Origin of the sequence: Bradyrhizobium sp. WSM2793, assembly GCF_000379585.1 — a bacterium.
GTDB lineage: Bacteria > Pseudomonadota > Alphaproteobacteria > Rhizobiales > Xanthobacteraceae > Bradyrhizobium.
This window is the reverse complement of the sequence record NZ_KB902770.1, coordinates 146,627-169,278: the sequence shown is the minus strand read 5'-3', so window position 1 is coordinate 169,278 and position 22,652 is coordinate 146,627. Positions and strand designations below refer to the sequence as shown.

General features: G+C 61.7%; 18 protein-coding genes. 14 read left to right on the top strand and 4 right to left on the bottom strand.

Going from position 1 to position 22,652, the window contains the following annotated elements; translation table 11 throughout:
- Positions 1 to 44: 44 nt before the first annotated feature.
- From A3AS_RS0105860 to A3AS_RS0105835, 6 genes are all read left to right on the top strand, one after another.
- Positions 45 to 809, top strand: a complete 765-nt coding sequence (locus tag A3AS_RS0105860; RefSeq protein ID WP_018316663.1) for an enoyl-CoA hydratase/isomerase family protein — start codon at positions 45 to 47, stop codon at positions 807 to 809.
- Positions 810 to 1,604, top strand: a complete 795-nt coding sequence (locus tag A3AS_RS0105855; protein WP_018316662.1) for a creatininase family protein — start codon at positions 810 to 812, stop codon at positions 1,602 to 1,604.
- A 168-nt stretch (positions 1,605 to 1,772) separates the two neighbouring features.
- Positions 1,773 to 2,906: an LLM class flavin-dependent oxidoreductase gene (locus tag A3AS_RS0105850; protein WP_018316661.1), complete on the top strand. Its 1,134-nt coding sequence runs from the start codon at positions 1,773 to 1,775 to the stop codon at positions 2,904 to 2,906.
- Between the two features lie 16 nt (positions 2,907 to 2,922).
- Positions 2,923 to 3,702: an enoyl-CoA hydratase/isomerase family protein gene (locus A3AS_RS0105845; protein ID WP_007594449.1), complete on the top strand. Its 780-nt coding sequence runs from the start codon at positions 2,923 to 2,925 to the stop codon at positions 3,700 to 3,702.
- Between the two features lies 1 nt (position 3,703).
- A complete protein-coding gene (locus A3AS_RS0105840) occupies positions 3,704 to 5,569 on the top strand; it encodes a long-chain fatty acid--CoA ligase (protein WP_018316660.1) in 1,866 nt (621 codons plus the stop codon).
- Positions 5,570 to 5,645: 76 nt separating this feature from the next.
- A complete protein-coding gene (locus tag A3AS_RS0105835; protein ID WP_026201712.1) occupies positions 5,646 to 6,869 on the top strand; it encodes an ABC transporter substrate-binding protein in 1,224 nt (407 codons plus the stop codon).
- A gap of 72 nt (positions 6,870 to 6,941) precedes the next feature.
- Here the strand turns inward: A3AS_RS0105835 and A3AS_RS0105830 are convergent, their stop codons facing one another.
- Complete coding sequence (locus A3AS_RS0105830; protein WP_018316658.1) at positions 6,942 to 7,802, bottom strand: helix-turn-helix domain-containing protein; 861 nt, start codon at positions 7,800 to 7,802, stop codon at positions 6,942 to 6,944.
- A 369-nt stretch (positions 7,803 to 8,171) separates the two neighbouring features.
- Between A3AS_RS0105830 and mdeB the strand changes: the two genes are divergently transcribed.
- The 6 genes from mdeB (at position 8,172) to scpA (ending at position 19,645) form a co-directional block, all read left to right on the top strand.
- Positions 8,172 to 10,850, top strand: coding sequence for an alpha-ketoglutarate dehydrogenase (gene mdeB / locus A3AS_RS0105825; RefSeq protein WP_018316657.1), 2,679 nt, complete (start codon positions 8,172 to 8,174; stop codon positions 10,848 to 10,850).
- A 17-nt stretch (positions 10,851 to 10,867) separates the two neighbouring features.
- A complete protein-coding gene (locus tag A3AS_RS0105820; protein ID WP_026201710.1) occupies positions 10,868 to 12,148 on the top strand; it encodes a 2-oxo acid dehydrogenase subunit E2 in 1,281 nt (426 codons plus the stop codon).
- Positions 12,149 to 12,156: 8 nt separating this feature from the next.
- The gene (gene lpdA / locus A3AS_RS0105815; protein WP_018316655.1) at positions 12,157 to 13,872 is read left to right on the top strand and encodes a dihydrolipoyl dehydrogenase; all 1,716 of its coding nucleotides are present in this window, start codon (positions 12,157 to 12,159) and stop codon (positions 13,870 to 13,872) included.
- A 17-nt stretch (positions 13,873 to 13,889) separates the two neighbouring features.
- On the top strand, positions 13,890 to 15,419 hold the full coding sequence (locus A3AS_RS0105810; protein WP_018316654.1) for an acyl-CoA carboxylase subunit beta: 1,530 nt from the start codon (positions 13,890 to 13,892) through the stop codon (positions 15,417 to 15,419).
- 8 nt (positions 15,420 to 15,427) lie between these two features.
- Entirely contained in the window at positions 15,428 to 17,443 is a 2,016-nt protein-coding gene (locus A3AS_RS0105805; protein ID WP_018316653.1) for an acetyl/propionyl/methylcrotonyl-CoA carboxylase subunit alpha, read from the top strand.
- Positions 17,444 to 17,506: 63 nt separating this feature from the next.
- Positions 17,507 to 19,645 carry a methylmalonyl-CoA mutase gene (gene scpA, locus A3AS_RS0105800; RefSeq protein WP_018316652.1) on the top strand — a complete coding sequence of 713 codons (2,139 nt, stop codon included), beginning with the start codon at positions 17,507 to 17,509 and terminating at the stop codon, positions 19,643 to 19,645.
- 53 nt (positions 19,646 to 19,698) lie between these two features.
- Here scpA and A3AS_RS49945 read toward each other — a convergent pair whose 3' ends face one another.
- Both A3AS_RS49945 and A3AS_RS43215 read right to left on the bottom strand, forming a co-directional pair.
- Positions 19,699 to 19,845 (bottom strand): sigma factor-like helix-turn-helix DNA-binding protein, encoded by a 147-nt coding sequence (locus A3AS_RS49945; protein WP_371260658.1) that lies wholly within the window; start codon positions 19,843 to 19,845, stop codon positions 19,699 to 19,701.
- Positions 19,790 to 20,086, bottom strand: coding sequence for a sigma factor (locus A3AS_RS43215; protein ID WP_371260660.1), 297 nt, complete (start codon positions 20,084 to 20,086; stop codon positions 19,790 to 19,792). Before A3AS_RS43215 ends, A3AS_RS49945 begins: the two co-directional genes overlap by 56 nt.
- Before the next feature lie 340 nt (positions 20,087 to 20,426).
- Between A3AS_RS43215 and A3AS_RS48870 the strand changes: the two genes are divergently transcribed.
- On the top strand, positions 20,427 to 20,615 hold the full coding sequence (locus A3AS_RS48870) for an MFS transporter (RefSeq protein WP_018316651.1): 189 nt from the start codon (positions 20,427 to 20,429) through the stop codon (positions 20,613 to 20,615).
- A gap of 299 nt (positions 20,616 to 20,914) precedes the next feature.
- Positions 20,915 to 21,088 carry a hypothetical protein gene (locus A3AS_RS0105785; protein WP_157644208.1) on the top strand — a complete coding sequence of 58 codons (174 nt, stop codon included), beginning with the start codon at positions 20,915 to 20,917 and terminating at the stop codon, positions 21,086 to 21,088.
- Here A3AS_RS0105785 and A3AS_RS0105780 read toward each other — a convergent pair.
- A complete protein-coding gene (locus A3AS_RS0105780; protein ID WP_026201708.1) occupies positions 21,085 to 22,182 on the bottom strand; it encodes a site-specific integrase in 1,098 nt (365 codons plus the stop codon). The genes A3AS_RS0105785 and A3AS_RS0105780 overlap by 4 nt on opposite strands.
- Positions 22,183 to 22,652: the final 470 nt, after the last annotated feature.

The window sequence follows — 22,652 nt, the reverse complement described above, 5'->3', positions numbered from 1 at the left end:
CACCGCTCCCGTCTGTTGTAGCCGCTCTCGCTTGGGTCTCACTTATGAACACTGCCACTTCTCTCCTGATCGAGCGTGATCAAGACCTGGTCACGATCACGATGAACCGGCCGCCGGCCAATGCGCTGAATGCTCGACTCATCGTCGAGTTGCTGGAGGCGATTCGGCGCTTTGCCGACGACGAGAATCCGCCCGGCATCGTGCTCACCGGAGGCGGCGACCGCTTCTTCAGCGCAGGCGGCGACATCAAGGAAGTCGTCGGGATCGATGTCGCGAGGCCGCGCATCCGGTTCTTCCACGAACTCCTTGTGGCGATGGAGAACTATCCGGGTCCGATCGTCTGCGCCGTCCGCGGCTATGCGGTCGGAGGCGCCCTGGAGTTTCTGCTGCATGCGGACTATGTCGTGGCCGATGCGGCGTGCAAGATCGGGTTCCCGGAAATCAACCACGGCCTGCTGCCGGTGACCAAAGGTATGCGCCGGGCCGTCGAGAAGCTCGGCGTGCGGGCGGCGCAAGATCTGCTGTATTGGGGCGAGCTCGTCGGTGCGGAACGCGCCGTGGCGATCGGCGCCGTGAACGAGATCGTCGCGACCGAGGAGGTCGCGTCCCGAGCGCGAGACGTGTGCAGCGCGTTGCGGCAGAAAGACCGCAAGCTGTTCCACGCCATCAAAAGATCGCTCAACCTCACCGCGCAAATGAGCGATCTGGCGCTCGAAGAAATGACCGTGGCCGACCTAGACGCCTATGTCACAGACGAGAGCTCAATTAATGTGCGTGCGAGGTTTTTGTCAAAGAACAGTAAGGGCTGAATGATGGTGCGCGGATATCCCGATCAGATCTATCTGGAGCAGATGAGCCACGAGGAAGTCGCCGCGGCGCTGGCCGATGGGTGCACGACGGTGGTGATCCCGCTGGGGGCCGTCGAGCAGCATGGACCGCATTTGTCTTTGGGCATGGATGCGGATCATGCCGATGCTCTGGCCGAGCGGATCGCGCGCAGCCGCGGCAACACGCTGGTGGCGCCGACCATCAGGGTCGGCTGCTCGTCTCATCATCTGCCATTCCCGGGCACGATCTCGCTACGGCCGGAGACGCTGGAAACGATTTGTTTCGATTATTGCACAAGCCTGGCGCGCCACGGCTTCAAGCGCATCCTGATTCACTCGGGCCACATCGGAAATTTTCCGGTCCTGAAGGACATGCTCGGTCGCCTGCGCGGGGCCGTCCCCTCGGATGTTGCGATCCAGGCGTTCGTCGACTCGACGAAATGGATCGACACGTGGCGCGATGCGGTGCGTGAAGCCGGAGGAGACGTATTGGCCGTCGGCGGCCACGCCGATATCGCCGAGACGTCGCTAATGATGGTCATTCGGCCCGACAGCGTCAGACAGGACCGCTTCGAGGTGGGCCATCTTGGCGGCTTGTCGGAGGCTGATCTCGAGCTGATGTGGAAGAACGGCATCCGATCGGTTTCGCATAACGGCGTGATCGGAAGTCCGTTCGGTTCGAGCCACGACATCGGCGAAGCGTGCCTCGCGGCGATCGCCGAGTTGCTGATCAAGACCTTCGATAGCGAGGCCGGAGACGACGGCGCCAGCCGTTGACGGTCAGCCCGTCCGCTGCGCGGCGAAGCTTCCCAACGGCGTCTGCCATGTTGCGAATACTGACAGCATAAAATTCGGAAAGCTTGACTACGGAACGCGGCTTTCGGGCGAAAATATCGCCCCGCCTATGAAACCCTCTGGCATCTCGAAAGCTAAGAGGATTGAGACATGGCACTTACGTTCGGGTTCTGGTCTGAACAGGAAACCCAGGTCGGCCACAGTTACTCGCGCAGGCTTCACGAACTCGTCGACGAAGTCCGTCTGGCCGAGAAAGTCGGCTTCGACTGTGTCGCGCTCTCCGAGCAGCACGTGGCACTGGGCGGGATCTCGAGCTCGGCGCCCGAAGTGGTGTTCGGCTATCTGGCCGCGGTGACGTCGCGCGTCAAGCTGCGCGCAGCCGTGACGCTGATGCCGCAGCGCATCAACCACGCCTTGCGTTCGGCCGAGCGGCTTGCGGTGACCGACATCCTGTCCAACGGCCGCATGGAATTCTACGGCGGCCGCGCCAACACCACCATCGCGATGCGGGCGTTCAACGTCGATCCGAACGAAACGCTGGCGCAGATGGAAGAAGGACTGGCGCTGCTGAAAAGGGCGATGCGCCAGGACATTTTCACGTTTGACGGCAAGTACTACCAGATCCCTCCGCGCCAGCTGGTTCCGAAGCCGCTGCAGAAGCCGCATCCGGTGATCGGGATCGCGGCGACCAGCGAGCGCAGTCACGTCTGGGCGGCCTCGCAGGGTTTCGCCGTGATGAGCAGCAACATCTATCAGGGCTGGGAAGCGCAACAGAAGCTGATCGGTGCCTATCAGAAGAACTGGAAACGCGACGAGGGGGGACCGCTGCAGCGTCCGCGTATCGGCATTCCGCTGTTCATCGGTATCGGGAAAACGGACGAGCAGGCCAAGGCGCATTATGCCGGCCCACTGATGCACTATGCCAAGATCTCGACCGATGCCTATCCGCGTCTCGCGGCGATTGCCGATGACTATAAGTACATGGGAGAGAGCGTGCCGTCGATGGAGCGTGCCGCCAACGACTGGGACTATCTGGTCAACGAGTCGGCCACGACGGTGTGCGGCAGCCCCGATACGGTCATTCGTCAGATCGAGAAGTTCGAGGCCATGGGGATCGACGAGGTGCTGCTGCACATGGACTCGGTCCCGCACGAAAAGATCATGGAAGCGATCGACATGGTCGGTCGCTACGTCATCCCGCATTTCAACGACAGAAACAACGTCGTGCGGCCGACCGAGGAGATCCTCGGGCAGATCCGGCTGATGCGGACCCAGAACAAGTAATCCAGCGGTGAAATCAATGTCGCAATACGGCTACAAGTACCTGATCGTCGAACAGCGCGCCACAGGCGTCGCGATCGTCACGATGAACCGACCGGAGATCCTCAACGCGATCAACTGGGAGATGCACGAGGAGCTCGAAGACGTCTTCGTCAAGCTGGATCACGACAGCTCTGTCAACGCGATCGTTCTCACCGGTGCGGGCCGCGGATTTTGCTCCGGTGGCGATCAGAAGTCGCTGGATAAGGGGACGCTGCCGTCCCCGACGCGCAGCGGTCGCCACCTCATCCGCAACATGCTGGAAGTCGAAGTGCCGATCGTCGCGGCCGTCAACGGGGTCGCGGTCGGCCTGGGTGCCACGCTCGCGCTGTTCTGCGACGTGATCTATGCGAGCTCGACAGCTCGTTTCGCCGACACGCACGTTAATGCCGGCGTTGTCGCGGGCGATGGCGGCGCGGTGATCTGGCCGCTGCTGATGGGGCCGGTGCGTGCGAAGCACTATCTGATGACCGGCGAATTCATCTCCGCCGAGAAAGCGGCTGCTATCGGCATGATCAACGAGGTGGTCGCGGACGGTAACGTTCTCGATGCCGCGATCGAATACGCCGAACTGCTGGCAAGCGGGCCGAAGGAATCGATCGTGTGGACCAAGTACAGCGTCAATAAGATCATCAAGCAGTATGCCCACCTGCTGCTCGACACTTCTGCGGCGCTGGAGATGTTGACCTTCAAGTCGCCCGAGAGGGCCGAGGCGGTAGCCGCCTTCGCGGCCAAGCGCAAGCGTTTCGCGGAGCGATGAGATGAACGTCGCTGCGATTACATCCGGCGCCCAGTTGGCCGATACGACCATCGCGCAACTTTTGGCTGCGCGACTTGCGGAGCGGCCCGACAAGATCGCCGTGCAACAAAAGCGTCACGGCGCCTGGACCGCCATGACGTGGGGCGCCTATGCGCAGCATGTCGTGAACCTGGCCAGCGCGCTGCAGCGTGCTGGTCTCGAGCGCGGCGATCGGGTCGCGATCATGGGCGATTCGTCCGAGGAATGGTTGATCGCCGACATGGCCACGATGTGCGCCGGCGGCGTCATGGTAGGCGTGTACTTCACCTCGTCACCTGAAGAAGTGGCTTACTGTCTCACGGATTCAGGCGCGAAGTTCGCGTTCGTCGGCGGCGAGCAGCAGCTTCGCATCGTGATCGCCTCCAATCAGGCCGAGCAGCTCCGCGGCATCATCGTGCTCGACCCGGATTGGACCGGCGAGGCCACGGCGTCGATCAAGTCGCTGGCCGACTTTGTCGGAGCACACGACGTCGATGCGCATGATTATCTGCAGAAGGAGAGCGCGACAGCAAAGGCGTCCGATGTCGTCAGCATCGGCTATACGTCCGGGACGACCGGGAACCCCAAAGGCGCCATGCTGACGCACCTTTCCATTCTCGCCGGCGTTCATTGCATCACCCTGTTCGGCCCCAGCATGCGCGAGGAGGAACATCGGGTGGTGGTGCATTTGCCGATGTCGCATACCGTCGCGCGCGGGCAGGCGACGACGTTGCCGCTGATCGCCGACGCAGTTCCTTATTTCGGCGAGACGACCGCGGACTTCGCCCAGACGATCAAAGAGGTGAAGCCGACCTACTACATGGCGCCGCCGCGGTTCTACCAGCGTTTTGCGACGCAAATTCTCAGCAAGGTGCATCCCGCTGGCGGCGCGGGAGATCAGAACTACACGCTCGCCATGACGATCGCGCGCAGGGCGCTCGAAGACCGCCAGGGCGGCCACGAAGACGCCTTCGTCTCGAAACTATTCGCGGCCTGCCGCGAGCAAGTGTTCCTGCCGCTGCTCGCGGAGGTCGGTTTCGACGAGCTGAAGGTCGCGTTCACCTCGTCGGCGGCGATGCCGTCCGAGCTGATGTCGCTGTGGCAGCTGTGGGGCTTGCAGCTCAAGGAGTGCTACGGCCAGACCGAATTGGTCGGTGCCAATCTGGTGCAGATGGCGGAGTGGCCGAAGGCCGGCAACGTCGGGGTCCCGTTGCCGGATCCGGCTTGGGAAACCGCCGTGCTCCAGGACGGCGAGATGATCGTCCGTGGACCGGGATTGTTCGCGGGCTATTGGAACAAGCCGGACGAAACGAAGGCCGCGCTTCGCGACGGCTGGCTCTACACCGGCGACATCGTCGAAGTGTCGCCGGAAGGAATCTTCAAGCTGGTCGACCGGAAGAAGGAGATCATCAACACGTCGAACGGTAAATCGATCAGCCCAACTCAGATCGAAAACGAGCTGAGGCACAGCCCCTTCATCTCCGAAGCGGCGGTCATCGGCGAGGGGCGAAAATATCTCACCGCCCTGATCGAAGTGGATGCTACTGCCACACTGGACTGGGCGAAGTCGCGCGACGACAAGATCACAGGTTACGCCGACCTGGCAGCCTCCGAGATTGTCAACCGGCTGATCGAGGCGGAGATCGGCAAGGCCAACGGAAGGCTGGCGCGAGCCGAGCAGATCAAGGCGTTCCGCATTCTGCCGGAGGAGCTGTCGCTCGAGAACGGCGTGATGACGCCGACGCGGAAGAAGCGTCGCAAGCAGATCAACGAGCGCTATCAGTCGTTGATCGCATCTCTCTACGACGAAACCGAGGAAAAGCTGATCAAGGCCGAGATGGGCCTTTGACGTCGGCGGTCGCTCCCCAAACCTACGAAGCTACTAGTCAAGATACAGTTCACTCCTTCAGCAACAGGACATCGAGATGACCAAGCGAAGCGGAATCACGCGGCGGACGATTGTCGGAAGCGGATTGGGAATTGCGGCAGGCCTGGTATCAAGGCCATCGTTTGCGGCGACCACGAAAGTGAAGGTCGGAGCGATCATGCCCAGCAGCGGCGTGCTGGCGTTTCCCGGTCAGGCCTGCGTGCGCGGCATCGATCTCGGCGCCAAATTCGCGCGTGAGAAGTTCGGCCTCGACATCGAGATCGTTCACGCCGACACGCAAAGCCGTCCGGAGAACGGCCGGATTGCCGCCGAGAGCCTGATCCGGCAGGGCTGCACCGTGCTGATCGGCGCGTGGGATTCCGGCGCCACCATTTCGGCGCTGCAGGCCTGCGAGGCCGCCAAGGTGCCGATGGTGGTCCACATCGCGAGCGCCACCCAGGTGACTTCGCAGGGCTTCACCCAAGTGTTCCGCTATTACCCCACGTCGCTGACCATCGTGCGGCAATCGCTGGCCGAGCTGAAGTCCGTGCTCGGCACGCTGAAGGATCCGCCGAGCAGCGCCGTCGTTCTCCATCTCAACAACACGATGGGGCAGTCGACGGCGGCCAGCATCGATCAGGCGTGGAAGGAGGTAGGTGTTCCGCTCAAGATCGCGCAGTACGTTGCCTATGACGAGAAGGCCAAGGACCTGTCGGTGGAAGTAGCCAAGGCGAAAGCGTCGGGTGCCGATGCCTTGATCTCGGTCACGCGCGTCAACGACGCGATCATGATCGCGCGCGAATGCATCAAGCAGGGCTGGGATCCCAAGATGGTGTTTTCGCCTAACTCCAACGGCGTGTCGGACAAGGCGTATCACGACGCGCTCGGAAAGTACGGTGACGGTCCGGTTCTGTCGGCGTTGTGGCTCAATCCCAAGGGCACCGAGACCGACAAGATCATGAAGATGTTCGCGGCCGACTACCCGAGCGACTGGTTCGATGCCAATGCGGGCTGCGCGTTCGAGGCGGTGCAGATCGTCGCAGATGCCGTGACGCGGGCGGCGTCGCCGGAGTCACCAGCGATTCACGGCGCGCTCAAGACGACCGACATGAAGCCTTTCCTGATGTACGGCGACAACACCAAGTTCGACGAGACCGGCCAGAACATCCACTGTTCGATGGTGATGCTGCAGGGTTTGAAAGGCAGGCCGCGGGTGGTGGCTCCAAAGGCCATCGCGGAAACGTCGCTCGAATATCCGCTTGCGCCTTACAGCAAACGCTGAGCTCGTCCCGTGCGGCCCCGCGAAAGTGTCGTGGGGTCGCGGTCGTCAAATACCGAGGCAGGGACGTGCGAGCTAGGGCAAACTGTCCGAATTTATCAGGCGCGACCGCTCGGCAAGGAAGCGGCGAGGGCTCTGTCCCATCGTCTTCTTGAACATCGTGATGAACGCGCTGGGCGTTTCGTAGCCCAGTTCCAGCGACACGGCCTGGACCGAACTGCCCGCCGTGAGGCGTTGCATGGCGATCAGAATGTGGAGACGCTGGCGCCAGCGCCCGAAGGTCATCCCTGTTTCCTTGGCGATGAAGCGTGCGAACGTGCTCTCGCTCATTGCGTAGCGCGAGGCGACTTCGTCCATCGTGCTGCGGTCGCCCGGATTATTCAACAAGGAAGTGGCGAGGTGTTGAAGACGGGCGTCGGGGGAGATCGGCAGATACATTTCATCCGTCGTCGGCATCTGCACGAGTTCGTCGAGCAATACCCGGCCGAGACGGCTGGTCGGTCCTTCCAGCGGATAGAGCGGTGGGAACACCGAGAGGCGGTGGATCAATTCGCGCACCAGCGACGTGATCATCAGCGTGCAGCAGGTCCGCGGCAGCATGCTGACCTGTGGATCGATGAACACGGTGTAGAGTTTGCCGAAATCGGCCACGCAATTGCTGTGCTGCACGCCGGCCGGGATCCATACCGCGCCTTGCGGAGGTACGATCCACAAGCCGCCAGGCGCCCGGCACATCACCGAGCCATGAGATGCGACGACCAATTGGCCTTTGCGGTGTGAGTGCAGCGGTAGGTCGTCGTTGTCTTTGCTGGTTTCGAGACAGAATGAAGTGACGGGACGATCGAACTGATCCGGATCGACCGGATCATAGTTGATCCGAAGATCGGGCAGATCCATTCGCGCAAAATCCGGATCGAACTCGGTCTCGGGCGGCATTTCAATCCTGCCTATTCGTCAAGTCAGTCAAGCCTTGATGCAGATCCTGCTGTTAACTGAGGTTAGCTGTTTTGAAAGGTCAGGTCACTAGTCGCGGCGAGCCGTTGAGTTCGCTGATCTGCGACAAGATGCCCGCTCCTGCGGCGTGAGCGCTTAGTGATGCGTCATGTTGCGCCGTGACCAAGCGGAAGCACCTGTCAGGCGGCCCACGGTTCGATCACTTGCTGATTAAACCAACAGCAGAGAATGCTGCGACGCGAGCCTCGGCGTCCCTCCGGAGTCGGGCAATCCGTCGGAACGCGGCCGTATTCAGCAGCACGTGCCATAGCACCCGATGCTACCAAGTGCCGGCTTTCTGGAGCCCGACGCATGACTGCACACATCGATCCGCCACGCAAGGCGGTCAACGCCGATCAGGACACGGTCGAAACCGCCGATTGGCTCGCATCGCTTGGATCGCTCCACCGCAGCGCCGGTGCCGAGCGCGTGCGATACATCCTGGCTGCGCTTGATCGGCGTGCGAAGGAGCTTGGAGTTCTGCCGGACTCTCCGCCGTTTTCGCCCTATCGCAATTCGATTCCGCTCGAGCAGCAGAAGCCCTACCCCGGCAACATCGCGATCGAGACGCGCCTGACGGCGATCATTCGCTGGAACGCGCTCGCGATGGTGGTCCGTGCCAACAGGGCCTATGGGGAACTCGGCGGGCACGTCGCCAGCTATGCCTCAGCCGCGGAGATTTTCGAAGTCGGATTTAATCATTTCTTTCGCGCGTCAAGCTCCGAGTCGGAGGGGGACTTGGTGTATTTCCAGCCGCATTCGTCTCCCGGAGTCTATGCACGAGCGTATCTCGAAGGCCGTCTGTCGGACGAAAATCTCAAGCTGTATCGCCAGGAACTGAGCGGTCCCGGTCTGTCGTCCTATCCGCATCCCTGGCTGATGCCGGAGTTCTGGCAGGTGCCGTCGGCGTCGATGGGCCTCGGCCCGATCAGCGCGATCTACCAGGCGCGGTTCATGAAGTATCTGCAGCATCGCGGCCTGGTGCAGACGGCTGGTCGCCACGTCTGGGGTGTGTTCGGCGACGGCGAGATGGACGAGCCGGAATCGATCGCCGGGCTCGCCCTGGCGGCGCGGGAAAATCTCGACAACCTCACCTTCGTCGTCAATTGCAACCTGCAGCGCCTGGATGGGCCGGTCCGCGGCAACGGCCAGGTGATTCAGGAACTCGAATCTCTCTTCCAGGGCGCCGGCTGGAACGTCATCAAGGTGTTGTGGGGATCGGACTGGGACGATATCTTCGCACGCGACAGCAAGCATGCGCTGCTGCGCAAATTCGCCGACACCGTCGATGGCAAATATCAGACGCTCGGCGCCAAGGATGGCGCCTACAACCTCGCCAACTTCTTCAGCGAGGACCCCGAGGTCCGGGCGCTGGTTGCGCACATGTCGGACGCGGATATCGACGGCCTGAAGCGCGGTGGCCACGACTTCAAGAAGCTGTTCGCTGCCTTTGCTGCCGCTAAGGACATGAAGGGTCGGCCGACCGTCATTCTGGCGAAGACCAAGAAGGGCTACGGCATGGGCGGCGCCGGCGAGTCGCGCATGACGTCGCACCAGGCCAAGAAGCTCGACGTCGATGCGCTGTATGCGTTCCGCGACCGGTTCGCTCTGCCGCTCAGCAACGAGCAGGTCGAGAATCTGGAGTTCTTCACGCCTGCGGAAGACAGCGCGGAAATTCAGTATCTGCGCGCCCGTCGCGCGGCACTCGGCGGCTACATGCCGGTGCGGCGACGCGCTTCGGCGACGCTGCCGGTGCCGCCGCTGCAATCCTACGCGGAGTTCGCGTTGCGCGGCGACGGCAAGGAGACGTCGACGACGATGGCGATCGTGCGGCTGTTCACCAATTTGCTCAAGGACAAGACGCTCGGCCCGCGCATCGTTCCCATCGTCGCCGACGAAGCCCGCACCTTCGGAATGGCGAACCTGTTCAGGCAGGTCGGCATCTACTCGCCGGCAGGGCAGCTCTACGAGCCGGAAGATGCCGGCTCGATGCTGTACTACAAGGAAGCGATCGACGGTCAATTGTTGGAGGAAGGGATCACCGAGGCGGGGGCGATTTCGTCCTGGACCGCGGCGGCGACCTCCTACAGCATCCATAACTTCCCATTGCTACCGTTCTATATCTACTATTCGATGTTCGGCTTTCAGCGGGTCGGCGATCTGATCTGGGCGGCGGCGGACCAGCGCGCGCGTGGCTTTCTGATCGGGGCGACGGCCGGCCGGACGACGCTCGGTGGCGAAGGCTTGCAGCATCAGGACGGGTCCAGCCATCTGATGGCGGCGACCGTTCCGAACTGCCGGGCCTACGATCCGGCATTCTCCTACGAGGTGGCCATCATCGTGGATCACGGCATGCGGTCGATGCTCGAGCAGGGCAACGACGAGTTCTATTACCTCACGGCGATGAACGAGAACTATGCGCAGCCCTCGATGCCCGACGATGCGCGCGACGGCATCATCAAGGGACTCTATCGGGTTCTGCCGAGCGCTAACGGGCCGGCGAAGATCAGGCTGGTCGGCTCGGGCGCCATTCTTCCGGAGGCGCTCGCTGCCGCGGCGATGCTGCAAAGCGAATGGAAAGTGCCCAGCGAAGTCTGGTCGGCAACGAGCTTTTCCGAGCTGGCGCGAGAGGCGCGTGAGGTGGAGCGAACTAATCGGCTCTCGCCGCTGTCGACCCCGGTCGAGAGCCACGTCGCACAATGCCTCGGCGGCAAGGTGCCGATCGTCGCGGCTTCGGATTATGTCCGGGCGTATCCGCAACTGATCGGTTCTTACATCGAGGCCCCCTATACGGTGCTGGGCACCGACGGCTTCGGGCGCAGCGATACGCGCGCCGCGCTGAGATCTTTCTTCGAGGTCGATCGCAAGCAGATCGTCGTTGCGGCGCTGTCGGCGCTGGCAAAATCGGGTGACGTGGCGCGTGAGCAGGTCGCCGAAGCCATCGCCAGCTACGAATTGCCGACCGGCGTTGCATCGCCTTGGTCTCGCTGACAGAGGGCGGAGCGCGCATGTCTCATTCAATTGAAGTCGTTCTGCCGGATATCGGAGACTACAAGGATGTTCCGGTAGTCGAGATCAATGTGTTGGTCGGCGACGAGGTCACAATCGACATGCCGTTGCTGTCGATCGAGTCCGACAAGGCGACGATGGAGGTGCCATCCCCGGCCGCAGGCACGGTGGCCAAACTGATGATCGACGTCGGGGCGCGGGTTTCACAAGGTTCGGTTCTGATGATCCTCGAAGGTCGCGGTGAATCCACCGCGCCTTCGCCGGCGGCTGCGTCGTCGCCACAGGTGGAGCAACGGTTCTCGCAGCAGGAGGCGCTGTCACAGGCGGCGCCCGCCGCTCCAGTCGATGGTTCGCGAGCACGTGCACAACAGCCGCGGCCCAGCGGGGCTGCGCATGCGTCGCCGTCGGTGCGCGCTTTGGCGCGTGAGCTCGGCGTGGCGCTGGACTCTGTCGTGCCCACCGGCCCCAAAGGCCGGATTCTGCGCGAGGATGTGGCGGCCTTCGTCAACGGACTGGCGCGGTCGGGACCGGCGCTGGCGCTTGCGCCCGACGCGCCGGTCGATCGGCCCAAAGTGGATTTCGAGAGGTACGGCGCGGTCGAGCGCCTGCCGCTGACGCGGATCCAGAAGCTGACCGGCGCGAACCTCTCGCGCAACTGGACCGTCATTCCCCACGTGACGAATTTCGACAAAGCGGATGTGACCGACGCTGAAGCCTTCCGCCAGCTCGCCAATGCCGAGGCCGCGAAGGACACGGCGAAACTCACCATGGTGTCGCTGCTGATCAAGGCCGCGGCCTTGGCGCTGCAGAAGTACCCGCGCTTCAATTCATCGCTCGATGGCGACGAACTGATCCTCAAGCACTACGTCCACATCGGCTTCGCCGTCGACACGCCGAAAGGTCTGGTCGTGCCGGTGATCCGGGACTGCGATAAGAAGGGCCTTCGGCAGATCGCCGCCGAGATGCGCTCGCTTGCCGACAAGGCGCTCGCGGGGCAGCTCGCGTCGGGCGACATGCAGGGCGGCTGTTTCTCGGTGTCGTCTCTGGGAGGCGTCGGCGGTCAGGGATTTACGCCCATCATCAATGCGCCCGAGGTGGCAATCCTCGGAGCCGGTCGTGCCGCCACCGAGGCAGTCTGGAATGGGCGCGAATTCGAACCGCGGCTCGTCCTTTCCCTGAGTCTGTCGTGGGATCACCGGGTCGTCGACGGCGTAGCCGGGGCCCGGTTCCTGGGCTTCGTCGCGTCGGTGCTCTCCGATCTGCGGCGTTTCGCATTGTGAGGACGCAGATGCGGACAGAGGAGATCCGGGTCCCCGACATCGGGGACTTCCGAGACGTCGAAGTCGTCGAGATCCACGTCAGGGCGGGCGACGTCGTCGCGCGAGAGCAGGCGTTGATCACCGTGGAATCCGACAAGGCGACGCTGGAGATTCCGTCGCCGATTGCAGGGGTGATCACGAGCATTTCGCTACGCGTTGGAGACAAGGTGTCTCAAGGCACCATGATTGGCACGGCGTCGGCGTCGGACAAAGCGGGCCCGCAAAGCGAGGCGGTCTCGGCGGATCAGGCCGATGCTGGCCAGCGTGCAACAGATCATGCACGCTACGATCTCGTCGTGATCGGAGGCGGGCCGGGCGGCTATTCAGCAGCTTTTCGGGCAGCAGATCTTGGACTGAGGACCGCGATCGTCGAACGCTACGGCACCTTGGGCGGAGTTTGCCTGAACGTCGGATGTATCCCGTCGAAGGCGCTGCTTCATGTTGCGGCCGTCAAGGAGGAGGCCGAACGGATCGCCGACCTGGGCATTCGCTTCGCCGCGCCGCAGATCGATCTGCAGGAGCTGCGCGCCTTCAAGCACGGCACTGTCAAGAAGCTGACGGATGGGCTGAGCCAGATGGCGGCAGCGCGCCGCGTCACGGTGATCCGCGGCACCGCAAAATTCGCCTCCGCCACGCGGCTCGAGATTGTCGGTGAGGGGGCAGGATCGCAGCAAATTGAATTTGGTCAATGCATCATCGCCACGGGCTCGCGCGCGGTGCAGCTGGCGGTGCTTCCCAAGGACGAGCGGGTCGTGACCTCGACCGGCGCGCTCGCGCTGCGAAGCATTCCGGGCCGCATGCTCGTGATCGGAGCGGGGATCATCGGGCTGGAGATGGCGACCGTCTACAACTCGCTCGGCACCAAGATCGATCTTGTCGAAAGGCTTCCCGATATCCTGGCGGGCGTGGATGCCGACGCGGTGAAGATCTGGCGTTCGCGCAACGCGCATCGCTTCGAGCATATCGACGTCGCAAGCAGCGTATCAACCGCCGAAATCACGCCGGACGGCGTGAGTGTCGGTACCACAGGCGCATCGGTACGGACACGATCGTACGATTTGGTGTTGCAATCGGCCGGCCGTGTTCCCAACAGTAGCGAGCTCGGCCTCGAACGGATCGACGTTGCCATCGATTCGAACGGCTTCATTCAGGTCGACGAGCAGATGAGAACGACGGCGCGCAACGTCTTCGCCATCGGCGACGTCGTCGGCGGTTCGATGCTGGCGCACAAGGCCGTTCACGAGGGGCACGTCGCCGCGGAAGTAGCTGCCGGGAAGCCGGCGGTCTTTACCGCGAAGATCGTCCCCAATGTCGCCTACACCGATCCTGAGATCGCCTGGGTCGGCAAGTCCGAGCGTGATGTCGCCGAATCCGGAGGGAAGATCCGTTCGGCAAAATTCCCGTGGGCCGCGTCCGGCCGGGCCATCGCGTCGGGCGCATCCTATGGCATGACCAAGCTGTTGTTCGACGTCGAAACCAGTCGCATCGTCGGGGGTGTGATCGTCGGACCGCATGCCGGCGATATGATCGGGGAAATCTGTCTCGCGATCGAAATCGGGGCTGACGCGATCGATATCAGCAAGACCATTCACCCGCATCCGACCCTCGGCGAGACGATCGGCATGGCTGCCGAAGTCTATGAGGGCATTTGCACCGACCTGCCTCCAATCGCCCGAAAACGGTAGACCAGTTGGCCCAATCGATGTCCGTTATCGAAGCCCTTGAACAACGTCGCGCCGGCGCAAAGCTCGGCGGCGGGGAGAAGCGCATCGAGGCGCAGCACGCCCGCGGCAAGCTGACCGCGCGTGAGCGTATCGAGCTGTTGCTCGACAAGGGATCGTTCGAGGAGTTCGACATGTTCGTCGAGCACCGCTCCACCGAGTTCGGCATGGAGAAGAACAAGGTGCCCGGCGACGGCGTCGTCACGGGGTGGGGCACCGTCAACGGCCGCAAGACGTTCGTGTTCGCCAAGGANTTNACGGTGTTNGGCGGCTCGCTNTCGGAAACGCANGCGCTGAAGATCACNAANCTCCAGGACATGGCGATGAAGGCGCGGGCGCCCATCATCGGCCTNTATGACGCGGGCGGCGCCCGCATCCAGGAGGGTGTCGCCGCGCTCGCCGGCTATTCCTACGTNTTCCGCCGCAACGTGCTNGCCTCCGGCGTGATCCCGCAGATCTCCGTCATCATGGGCCCTTGTGCCGGCGGCGACGTCTATTCGCCTGCNATGACCGACTTCATCTTCATGGTGAAGAACACCAGCTACATGTTCGTGACCGGTCCTGACGTCGTGAAGACCGTCACCAACGAGGTCGTCACCGCCGAAGAGCTNGGCGGNGCCTCGGTGCACGCGACGCGCTCCTCGATNGCNGACGGCGCCTTCGAGAACGACGTCGAGACGCTTCTGCAGATGCGCCGCCTGATCGACTTCCTGCCGTCCAACAACAGTGACGGCGTGCCGGAATGGCCGAGCTTCGACGACATCGGTCGCGTCGACATGTCCCTGGATACGCTGATCCCGGACAATCCGAACAAGCCTTACGACATGAAGGAGCTGATCCTGAAGGTCGTGGACGAGGGGGACTTCTTCGAGATCGCGGANANNTTCGCCAAGAACATCGTCACNGGCTTCGGCCGCATCGCNGGCCGNACCGTCGGCTTCGTCGCCAACCAGCCGATGGTGCTGGCCGGCGTGCTCGACAGCGACGCATCGCGGAAAGCCGCGCGCTTCGTCCGCTTCTGCGACGCCTTCAACATCCCGATCGTCACCTTCGTCGACGTGCCGGGCTTCCTTCCCGGCACCGCACAGGAATATGGCGGCCTGATCAAGCATGGCGCCAAGCTCCTGTTCGCCTATTCGCAATGCACCGTGCCGCTCGTCACCATCATCACCCGGAAGGCCTATGGCGGCGCCTTCGACGTCATGGCCTCGAAGGAGATCGGCGCCGACATGAATTACGCCTGGCCGACCGCCCAGATCGCGGTGATGGGCGCCAAGGGCGCGGTCGAGATCATCTTCCGCTCCGACCTCGGCGACCCCGACAAGATCGCCGCCCGCACCAAGGAATACGAAGACCGCTTCCTGTCCCCCTTCATCGCCGCCGAGCGCGGCTACATCGACGACGTCATCATGCCGCATTCGACGAGGAAGCGGATCGCGCGGGCGCTGGCGATACTGAAGGACAAGAAAATGGAAGCGCCGGCGAAGAAGCACGACAACATGCCGTTGTGAGAAGAGCAGTGTTCAAACGCATCCTGATCGCCAATCGCGGCGAAATCGCCTGCCGGGTCATCAAGACTGCCCGCAAGATGGGAATTCAGACGGTTGCGGTTTATTCCGAGGCCGACCGCGATGCCCTCCATGTCGAGATGGCCGACGAGGCCGTGCTGATCGGCCCGCCGGCAGCCGCCGAGAGCTATCTGGTGATCGAGAAGATCGTGGAGGCTTGCCGCAAGACCGGCGCCGAGGCCGTGCATCCCGGCTACGGCTTCCTTTCCGAGCGCGAAGCGTTTCCGCGCGCGCTGGAGGCCGCCGGCATCGTCTTCATCGGCCCGAACCCGGGCGCGATCGCCGCGATGGGCGACAAGATCGAATCCAAGAAGGCCGCTGCGAAGGCCAAGGTCTCGACCGTGCCCGGCTACCTCGGCGTCATCGAGGACGACAAGCACGCGGTCAAGATCGCCGACGAGATCGGCTATCCCGTGATGATCAAGGCCTCGGCCGGCGGCGGCGGCAAGGGCATGCGCATCGCGCATTCGACGGCCGAGGTCGCCGAGGGCTTCAACCTCGCCAAGGCCGAGGCCAAGGCATCGTTCGGCGACGACCGCGTCTTCGTCGAAAAGTTTATCGTCGATCCCCGCCACATCGAGATCCAGGTGCTGGGCGACAAGCACGGCAACGTGATCTATCTCGGTGAGCGCGAATGCTCGATCCAGCGCCGCAACCAGAAGGTCATCGAGGAAGCGCCGTCGCCGCTGCTCGATGAAGCCACCCGCCGCAAGATGGGCGAGCAGGCCGTCGCGCTGGCAAAAGCCGTGAATTACGATTCCGCCGGCACCGTCGAGTTCGTCGCAGGCCAGGACAAGAGCTTCTACTTCCTGGAGATGAACACGCGCCTCCAGGTCGAGCATCCCGTCACCGAGCTCGTCACCGGCATCGATCTCGTCGAGCAGATGATCCGCGTTGCCGCCGGCGAGAAGCTCGCCATCGCGCAGAAGGACGTCACGCTCACGGGCTGGGCGGTGGAATCGCGCCTTTATGCCGAAGATCCGTTCCGCAACTTCCTGCCCTCGATCGGGCGGCTCGTGAAGTATCGTCCGCCGGCGGAAGCCAGCAAGGACGGCATCACCATCCGCAACGACACCGGCGTGCAGGAGGGCGGCGAGATATCGATCCACTACGATCCGATGATCGCCAAGCTCGTCACGCACGCGCCCTCGCGCGCGGCCGCGATCGAGGCGCAGGCCACCGCACTCGACTCGTTCTATGTCGACGGCATCCGCCACAACATCCCGTTCCTGTCGGCGCTGATGCATCATCCGCGCTGGCGCGAGGGCCGGCTGTCGACCGGCTTCATCGCCGAGGAATTCCCTAAGGGCTTTGCGGTGCGCGTGCCGGAAGGCGAGGTCGCGCGGCGCATCGCCGCGGTCGGCGCCGCCATCGACCACGTGCTCGGGGAGCGCAAGCGCCAGATCTCGGGCCAGATGGGCGGACGCATCATGCAGCGCGAACGCCGCCGTGCGGTCTGGCTCGAGCGCCAGGAGATTTTGCTCGAGGTTGCGCGTGAGGGCGAGGCCATTGCGATCCGCTTCGTCGACGCCGAAGGCAAGGCCGGCAACGCGCATCTGTTGCAGTCGCCATGGAAGCCGGGCGATCCGGTCTGGCAGGGCACCATCGATGGCCATTTCGTCGCCGTGCAGGCGCGCCCGATCGCCAACGGCATCCGTCTGGCGCATCAGGGCGTCGAGGTGCCGGTCTATGTCTGGACCGAAGCGGAAGCCGCATCGGCCCGGCTGATGCCGGTGACGACGGCCTCCGACACCGGCAAGAAGCTGCTCTGTCCGATGCCCGGCCTCATCGTCTCGATCGCGGTGACCGAGGGGCAGGAGGTCAAGGCCGGCGAGACGCTCGCGGTGGTCGAAGCCATGAAGATGCAGAACGTGCTCCGTGCCGAACAGGACGGTACGGTGAAGAAGATCCACGCCAGCGCCGGTGCGACGCTGGCGGTGGACGCGCTGATCTTGGAATTTGCGTAAGCAGGCCATGTAGCCCGCGATGCGTGGTCGACAATTAGGTCGGTAACCGGTGCGAGATCAGGAATGTCGATGTCATTTCCAGATGAATGGAAGAGGATTGCCGAGAAGGAACTAAAAGGCGATCCCATCGCGCTCGTGCGGAAGCTTCCGGAGGGCATTGAAGTCAAGCCGATCTATACGGTGTCTGATTTAGATGGGATCGAGCATCTGGACACGTTACCTGGCATGTCGCCGTTCGTTCGCGGTCCTAAGGCGACGATGTATACTGGCAGACCGTGGACAATCCGCCAGTATGCGGGATTCTCGACTGCAGAGGCGTCAAACGCATTCTATCGTTCCGCCCTTTCCTCAGGACAGAAGGGCTTGTCGGTTGCATTCGACTTGGCGACCCACCGCGGCTATGATTCTGATCATCCTCGCGTCCTAGGTGATGTCGGGAAGGCGGGCGTTGCCATCGACTCAGTCGAAGACATGAAGATCCTCTTTGACGGCATTCCCCTCGGGGAAACGTCGGTGTCGATGACCATGAACGGAGCGATAATCCCCATTCTCGCAACCTTCATTGTCGCCGGTGAAGAGCAGGGAATTCCGCGCGAAGCTCTCTCGGGAACTGTCCAAAATGACATTCTGAAGGAGTTCATGGTCCGCAATACATACATTTATCCGCCGGAACCATCGATGCGCATTGTTGCTGACATTATAGCGTTTACCGCGCAGAACATGCCGCGCTTCAACTCCATCTCGATTTCAGGCTACCATATGCAAGAGGCGGGGGCGACGCTCGTCCAGGAGCTGGCCTTTACGCTTGCTGATGGACGTGAATACGTCCGGTCTGCTCTTGCCAAGGGCCTTAACATCGATGACTTTGCAGGGCGGCTTTCATTCTTCTTCGCTATCGGAATGAATTTCTTCATGGAAGCGGCGAAGTTGCGCGCTGCTCGGCTTATCTGGTCGCGTGTTATGGCGGAATTCAATCCTAAAAAGCAGTCGTCCTTAGTGCTTCGTACGCACTGTCAGACGTCGGGAGTGTCCCTCCAGGAGCATGATCCGTATAACAATATCGTGCGGACCGCTTATGAGGCCTTAGCCGCCGTTCTGGGCGGCACGCAATCGCTGCACACAAATTCGTTCGACGAAGCCATCGCATTGCCTACTGAGTTTTCGGCTCGGATTGCCCGGAACACCCAGCTGATCCTTCAGCATGAGACGGGCGTCGCCGACGTCGTCGATCCCCTCGCGGGATCCTACTATGTCGAGCGCCTGACGGACGATCTCGTCAAGGCTGCCTGGCAACTCATGGAGGAGGTCGAAGAGCGGGGAGGGATGGCGAACGCGATCGCGACAGGGTGGCCTAAGCGATTGATCGAAGAATCGGCGACGCGCAAGCAGGCCGCGATCGATCGCGGCGATCAGGTTATTGTCGGAGTTAATCGGTTTCGGCTTGAACAAGAGGAGCCAATCGACATTCTGGAGATCGACAATTCGACTGTGCGCGCTTCGCAAATTCGCCGCCTGACCGATATCAAACGGTCGAGAGATTCTAAGGGCGTCTCCAGTGCGTTGGCTCGACTAACCCGGGTCGCGCAATTAGGTGAGGGAAATCTGCTGGAAGCCGCGATTGAGGCCGCTAGGTCTCGAGCAACCGTCGGCGAAATGTCTGATGCAATGCGGCAGGCTTTTGGAGATCACCAGGCGATACCCGATGTTGTTTCGAGTGTCTATGGCCCTGCTTATGGAAACGATCCCGAGTTCACCAATCTTGTCTCGCGGCTCGACGAAGTGTCACAAGTGATTGGCGTGAGGCCAAAGATTATGGTCGCCAAGCTAGGACAAGATGGTCATGATCGAGGTGCGAAGGTTATTGCGTCGGCATTCGGCGATATGGGGTTCGATGTTGTTGCCGGTCCTTTGTTTCAGACGCCAGCCGAAGCTGCCGCGATGGCCGTTCAGGCAAAGGTACATGTTCTGGGGGTCTCGTCGCTCGCGGCCGGTCACAGGACGCTCGTTCCTCAGGTTGTCAGGGAGTTGAAGCTGGCTGGCGCTGGCGGCATCATTGTTGTTTGCGGGGGCGTCGTGCCACGGCAGGACTACGAGGAATTGCTTCGGAGCGGAGTGGCAGCCGTGTTTGGACCTGGTACCAACGTACTTGAGGCCGCTATGGCAGTTCTCGATCTTATCGAGGGACGGCGAAGAAATCGCTGATCGAGGCCCGACCGCTTTGAAGTTGCACGGGCTTCGATCAGGATCCGTTCTATTCATCCAAGCACTAGCGCGCGCCGCGAGCGTACGGACCGCGGCTGGCCCGCGGGGGTGATGGCCACTTCGGTTAGCGGCACGTCGAAGACGTCATGGAGAAGAAAAGCGGCCCGCTCCAGAGGAGACAGACGCTCGAGGGCCAGCATCAACGTGACCGTGACGTCGTTGGCGACCGTCTCGTCTGGCTCCATGGAACCCACGAGAGGATCTGGCAGCCAGGGTCCCAGGTAGGCTTCCCGGCGCGCGCGCGCGGCGCGCGTCGTCAGGGCACAGGCGTGTGACGATGCGGGTTAGATGGGCGGGAGGCGAATCGACGTAATCCTCCACCCCGACCCACCGCAGCCATGCGTCCTGAACGACCTCCTGCGCCTCGGCGAGCGAGCCCATCATCCGATGGGCCAGGCGTGTCAGGCGCCTGCGCTTCGCTTCGAACTCGGTGTCGCCGACTCGATGGAAACCCGTTGGCCATAGAGTTGGCTGCCGCCGAACGGCTGCCGAAATCGCTGCCGCCTGTCATCCGTCGGGGAGGAAGCAATAGCCTCGTCCTGGTACATTGGAAACATAGCCATCGCACTGCGACGCTGCCATCAGCGGCGACGACGTCGTACGAGATCCGCCCCGCTGGCAAATAGAACAGCGCGCCCGCTCGCAAGGGCCTTCGAGCCGCTGCTCGGCTCATTAGCCGCCCGAATAACGGGCAATCGGAAAGGGCGCTTTCTCGTCCGGTGTGGGATACCGGATTGATCCAGCGAAACGAGAAGCGCTTCTGCAGGCGATCGCCGGCTTGGAGCAGCAACGACGGTGCGACGGCGCTTACGCGTGGGATCTCTTCGAGGACGCGGCTGTGAACGGCCGCAACCTGGAGGCTTTCAAGGTCGCCTCGTGGCTCGAGCACCTGAGGCAGCCCAGCGCGTGACAAACGCTGACCGTGCATCCAGGATGCGATCGGCGGCGTCAACGCATCAGCCGCTCCAACCATTACGCATTTCATCGCCACCGATCTTCGGATGCGCGATTAAGCGGGCTCATTCCCCTGCGGCGATCAGAAGCCGAAGGACCGGATTTGGCCAGAGTTGGCTTCGGGGAGCCTTATGGGTCCGATCTGAAACCCGTCATTTTTTAAGTGGGCCATTTTTGGCGGGTTGAGTGTTACGGCTTCTCGCCTACGCGCCGTGTATCGCTAAGACGGACTCACAGCGGGCCGGAAAGCCCATCATGAGTCTGCGTTCCGCCGACAGCCACCACCTGTCGCAAGTCAGCTCATGGCGCAAGGCTGACGTGATGCAGTTACCCGCCGAAGTGCGCTCTCAAGGCCAAAGCAGGCAAGACGATCCCTTGCAGTTACATATTCAGCGAGCAGGTTCAAATTTGACGAAGGTCGCGCTCTAGCTGACGACCAAGGTGGCTAGGAATTGCTCCATGGATGGCTGTGCAGCTTTCTGCATCTTGTGCAGATCTTCGGGCTTGAGATTTGTATATCGGCGCAACATTCGCCAGTCTTTATGGCCTGTCACCATCGCAACCTGCTGTATCGAAAAGCCCGCTTCGAAGAGTCTACTTGTTCCTTCATGGCGCAAATCGTGAAAGCATAGGTCATCTATATCGATAGCGTTGCATGACCTGCGGAAGGCAGCTCCTACCGACTTCGAGTGGTATGGAAAAACGCGTCCGAGGCCGCGCGTGAGAATCCGCTGCTCGAGCATAAGCTGCCAGGCATCGTACCCGGTCGAATTGAGGAGAGGAACCACTTGGTGGTTTCCGTCTTTGCGTCGAGGATCTTTGCGGTCGCGAATAGTGACGGTTCGCTTTGACATGTCGACATCAGTCCACTCGATGCGGCAGATCTCAGCTTGGCGCATTGCTGTCGCCACAGCAAAGCGAACAATTCTACCGAGTGGTAGATACTGTTGGGCGTTAGATTCGGTGTATCCGATCAGTCGATCGAGTTCGTCTTGGCTAGGGCGCCGATCTCTCTCGTTTGACTTTCCGACGAGATCCAGGTGCTTTAGCGCAGCTCTGGCCAGCTGTACGTTCTCGACTGAAACGTTAATGCCGTGGACTGCGGCAGCGTGAAGTAGGATCGTTCGGATGAATGAGAAATCGATCGCAAGGGTCGCCGGTCCAGCGCCTTGAGCAGCTCGCTTTCGCCCGAACTCAATCAATCTCTCCCTGGTCAGCTCTTTGAGGTTTGTTCGTCCAAGCGAGATCTTGAGGGCCTTGAGCACCATCGACTTGGATCGTCGTACGGGCTTGCCGACCTGGGCAAGATCGTCGAGATGCAGGGTGATCAAATCGGAAAAAATTCGAGGCTGCTCAAAAGGCCGGGAACGTCGAATTGGGGTGCCGCGATCGATAGAGCGCTCCACATCAAGCGCCCATTCTTCAGCATCGCGCCGTCGCACGAACGTGTTTGCGATGTACTCGTTTTTCCTCCTGACCTGAACGCGCCAGCTTCCCGATCTGAGTTTTGTAAACGTCGGCATTGCGTGTGCACTCCACCCCGATTTCGTGTGCGCTACGTGTGCACCGGGAGATCAAATGCGGTACAAACGTGTGCAATTTGGGCTAGTTTAAGTGCACACGTGTGCACCTGGTTCACGTTCTAGTCCATTGAAAGAATAGGACAACTTATTGAAATATCAAGACTATCGCTTTTCCGTGGCCCCCATGATGGACTGGACTGATCCACGCTAGCTCACGTTGCCTGGTACTGGATGAGTTCGACTTGCGGCCGACCTTACGGAGTGAACGTGCTCCAGGTCGCGTGTTCGCTCGCAAGTCTAGCAATGGCGAGAGGCGCCCTCCTAGTGGGGCGATCAGTGATTGGTTCTTAATTCCGGCTACCAATCGGCTCGGCCTAAATATTTATTCGTGTCGGAAGTTGTTCTTGGGGTTGTTGGTATTTCTGTTGGTATGGGCCAGACCCGTAGCAAACAAACTGAACGATTTCAGT

Excerpts from the sequence above, each read along its gene's own strand:
- A3AS_RS43215 (WP_371260660.1), bottom strand. The coding sequence starts at position 20,086 with ATGGGCTCGCTCGCCGAGGCGCAGGAGGTCGTTCAGGACGCATGGCTG.
- A3AS_RS0105785 (WP_157644208.1), top strand. The coding sequence starts at position 20,915 with ATGAGTCTGCGTTCCGCCGACAGCCACCACCTGTCGCAAGTCAGCTCA.
- lpdA (WP_018316655.1), top strand. The coding sequence starts at position 12,157 with ATGCGGACAGAGGAGATCCGGGTCCCCGACATCGGGGACTTCCGAGAC.
- A3AS_RS0105855 (WP_018316662.1), top strand. The coding sequence starts at position 810 with ATGATGGTGCGCGGATATCCCGATCAGATCTATCTGGAGCAGATGAGC.
- A3AS_RS0105850 (WP_018316661.1), top strand. The coding sequence starts at position 1,773 with ATGGCACTTACGTTCGGGTTCTGGTCTGAACAGGAAACCCAGGTCGGC.
- A3AS_RS0105840 (WP_018316660.1), top strand. The coding sequence starts at position 3,704 with ATGAACGTCGCTGCGATTACATCCGGCGCCCAGTTGGCCGATACGACC.
- A3AS_RS0105780 (WP_026201708.1), bottom strand. The coding sequence starts at position 22,182 with ATGCCGACGTTTACAAAACTCAGATCGGGAAGCTGGCGCGTTCAGGTC.
- A3AS_RS0105845 (WP_007594449.1), top strand. The coding sequence starts at position 2,923 with ATGTCGCAATACGGCTACAAGTACCTGATCGTCGAACAGCGCGCCACA.
- A3AS_RS0105820 (WP_026201710.1), top strand. The coding sequence starts at position 10,868 with ATGTCTCATTCAATTGAAGTCGTTCTGCCGGATATCGGAGACTACAAG.
- A3AS_RS0105835 (WP_026201712.1), top strand. The coding sequence starts at position 5,646 with ATGACCAAGCGAAGCGGAATCACGCGGCGGACGATTGTCGGAAGCGGA.
- A3AS_RS49945 (WP_371260658.1), bottom strand. The coding sequence starts at position 19,845 with ATGCTGGCCCTCGAGCGTCTGTCTCCTCTGGAGCGGGCCGCTTTTCTT.
- scpA (WP_018316652.1), top strand. The coding sequence starts at position 17,507 with ATGTCGATGTCATTTCCAGATGAATGGAAGAGGATTGCCGAGAAGGAA.
- mdeB (WP_018316657.1), top strand. The coding sequence starts at position 8,172 with ATGACTGCACACATCGATCCGCCACGCAAGGCGGTCAACGCCGATCAG.
- A3AS_RS0105860 (WP_018316663.1), top strand. The coding sequence starts at position 45 with ATGAACACTGCCACTTCTCTCCTGATCGAGCGTGATCAAGACCTGGTC.
- A3AS_RS0105830 (WP_018316658.1), bottom strand. The coding sequence starts at position 7,802 with ATGCCGCCCGAGACCGAGTTCGATCCGGATTTTGCGCGAATGGATCTG.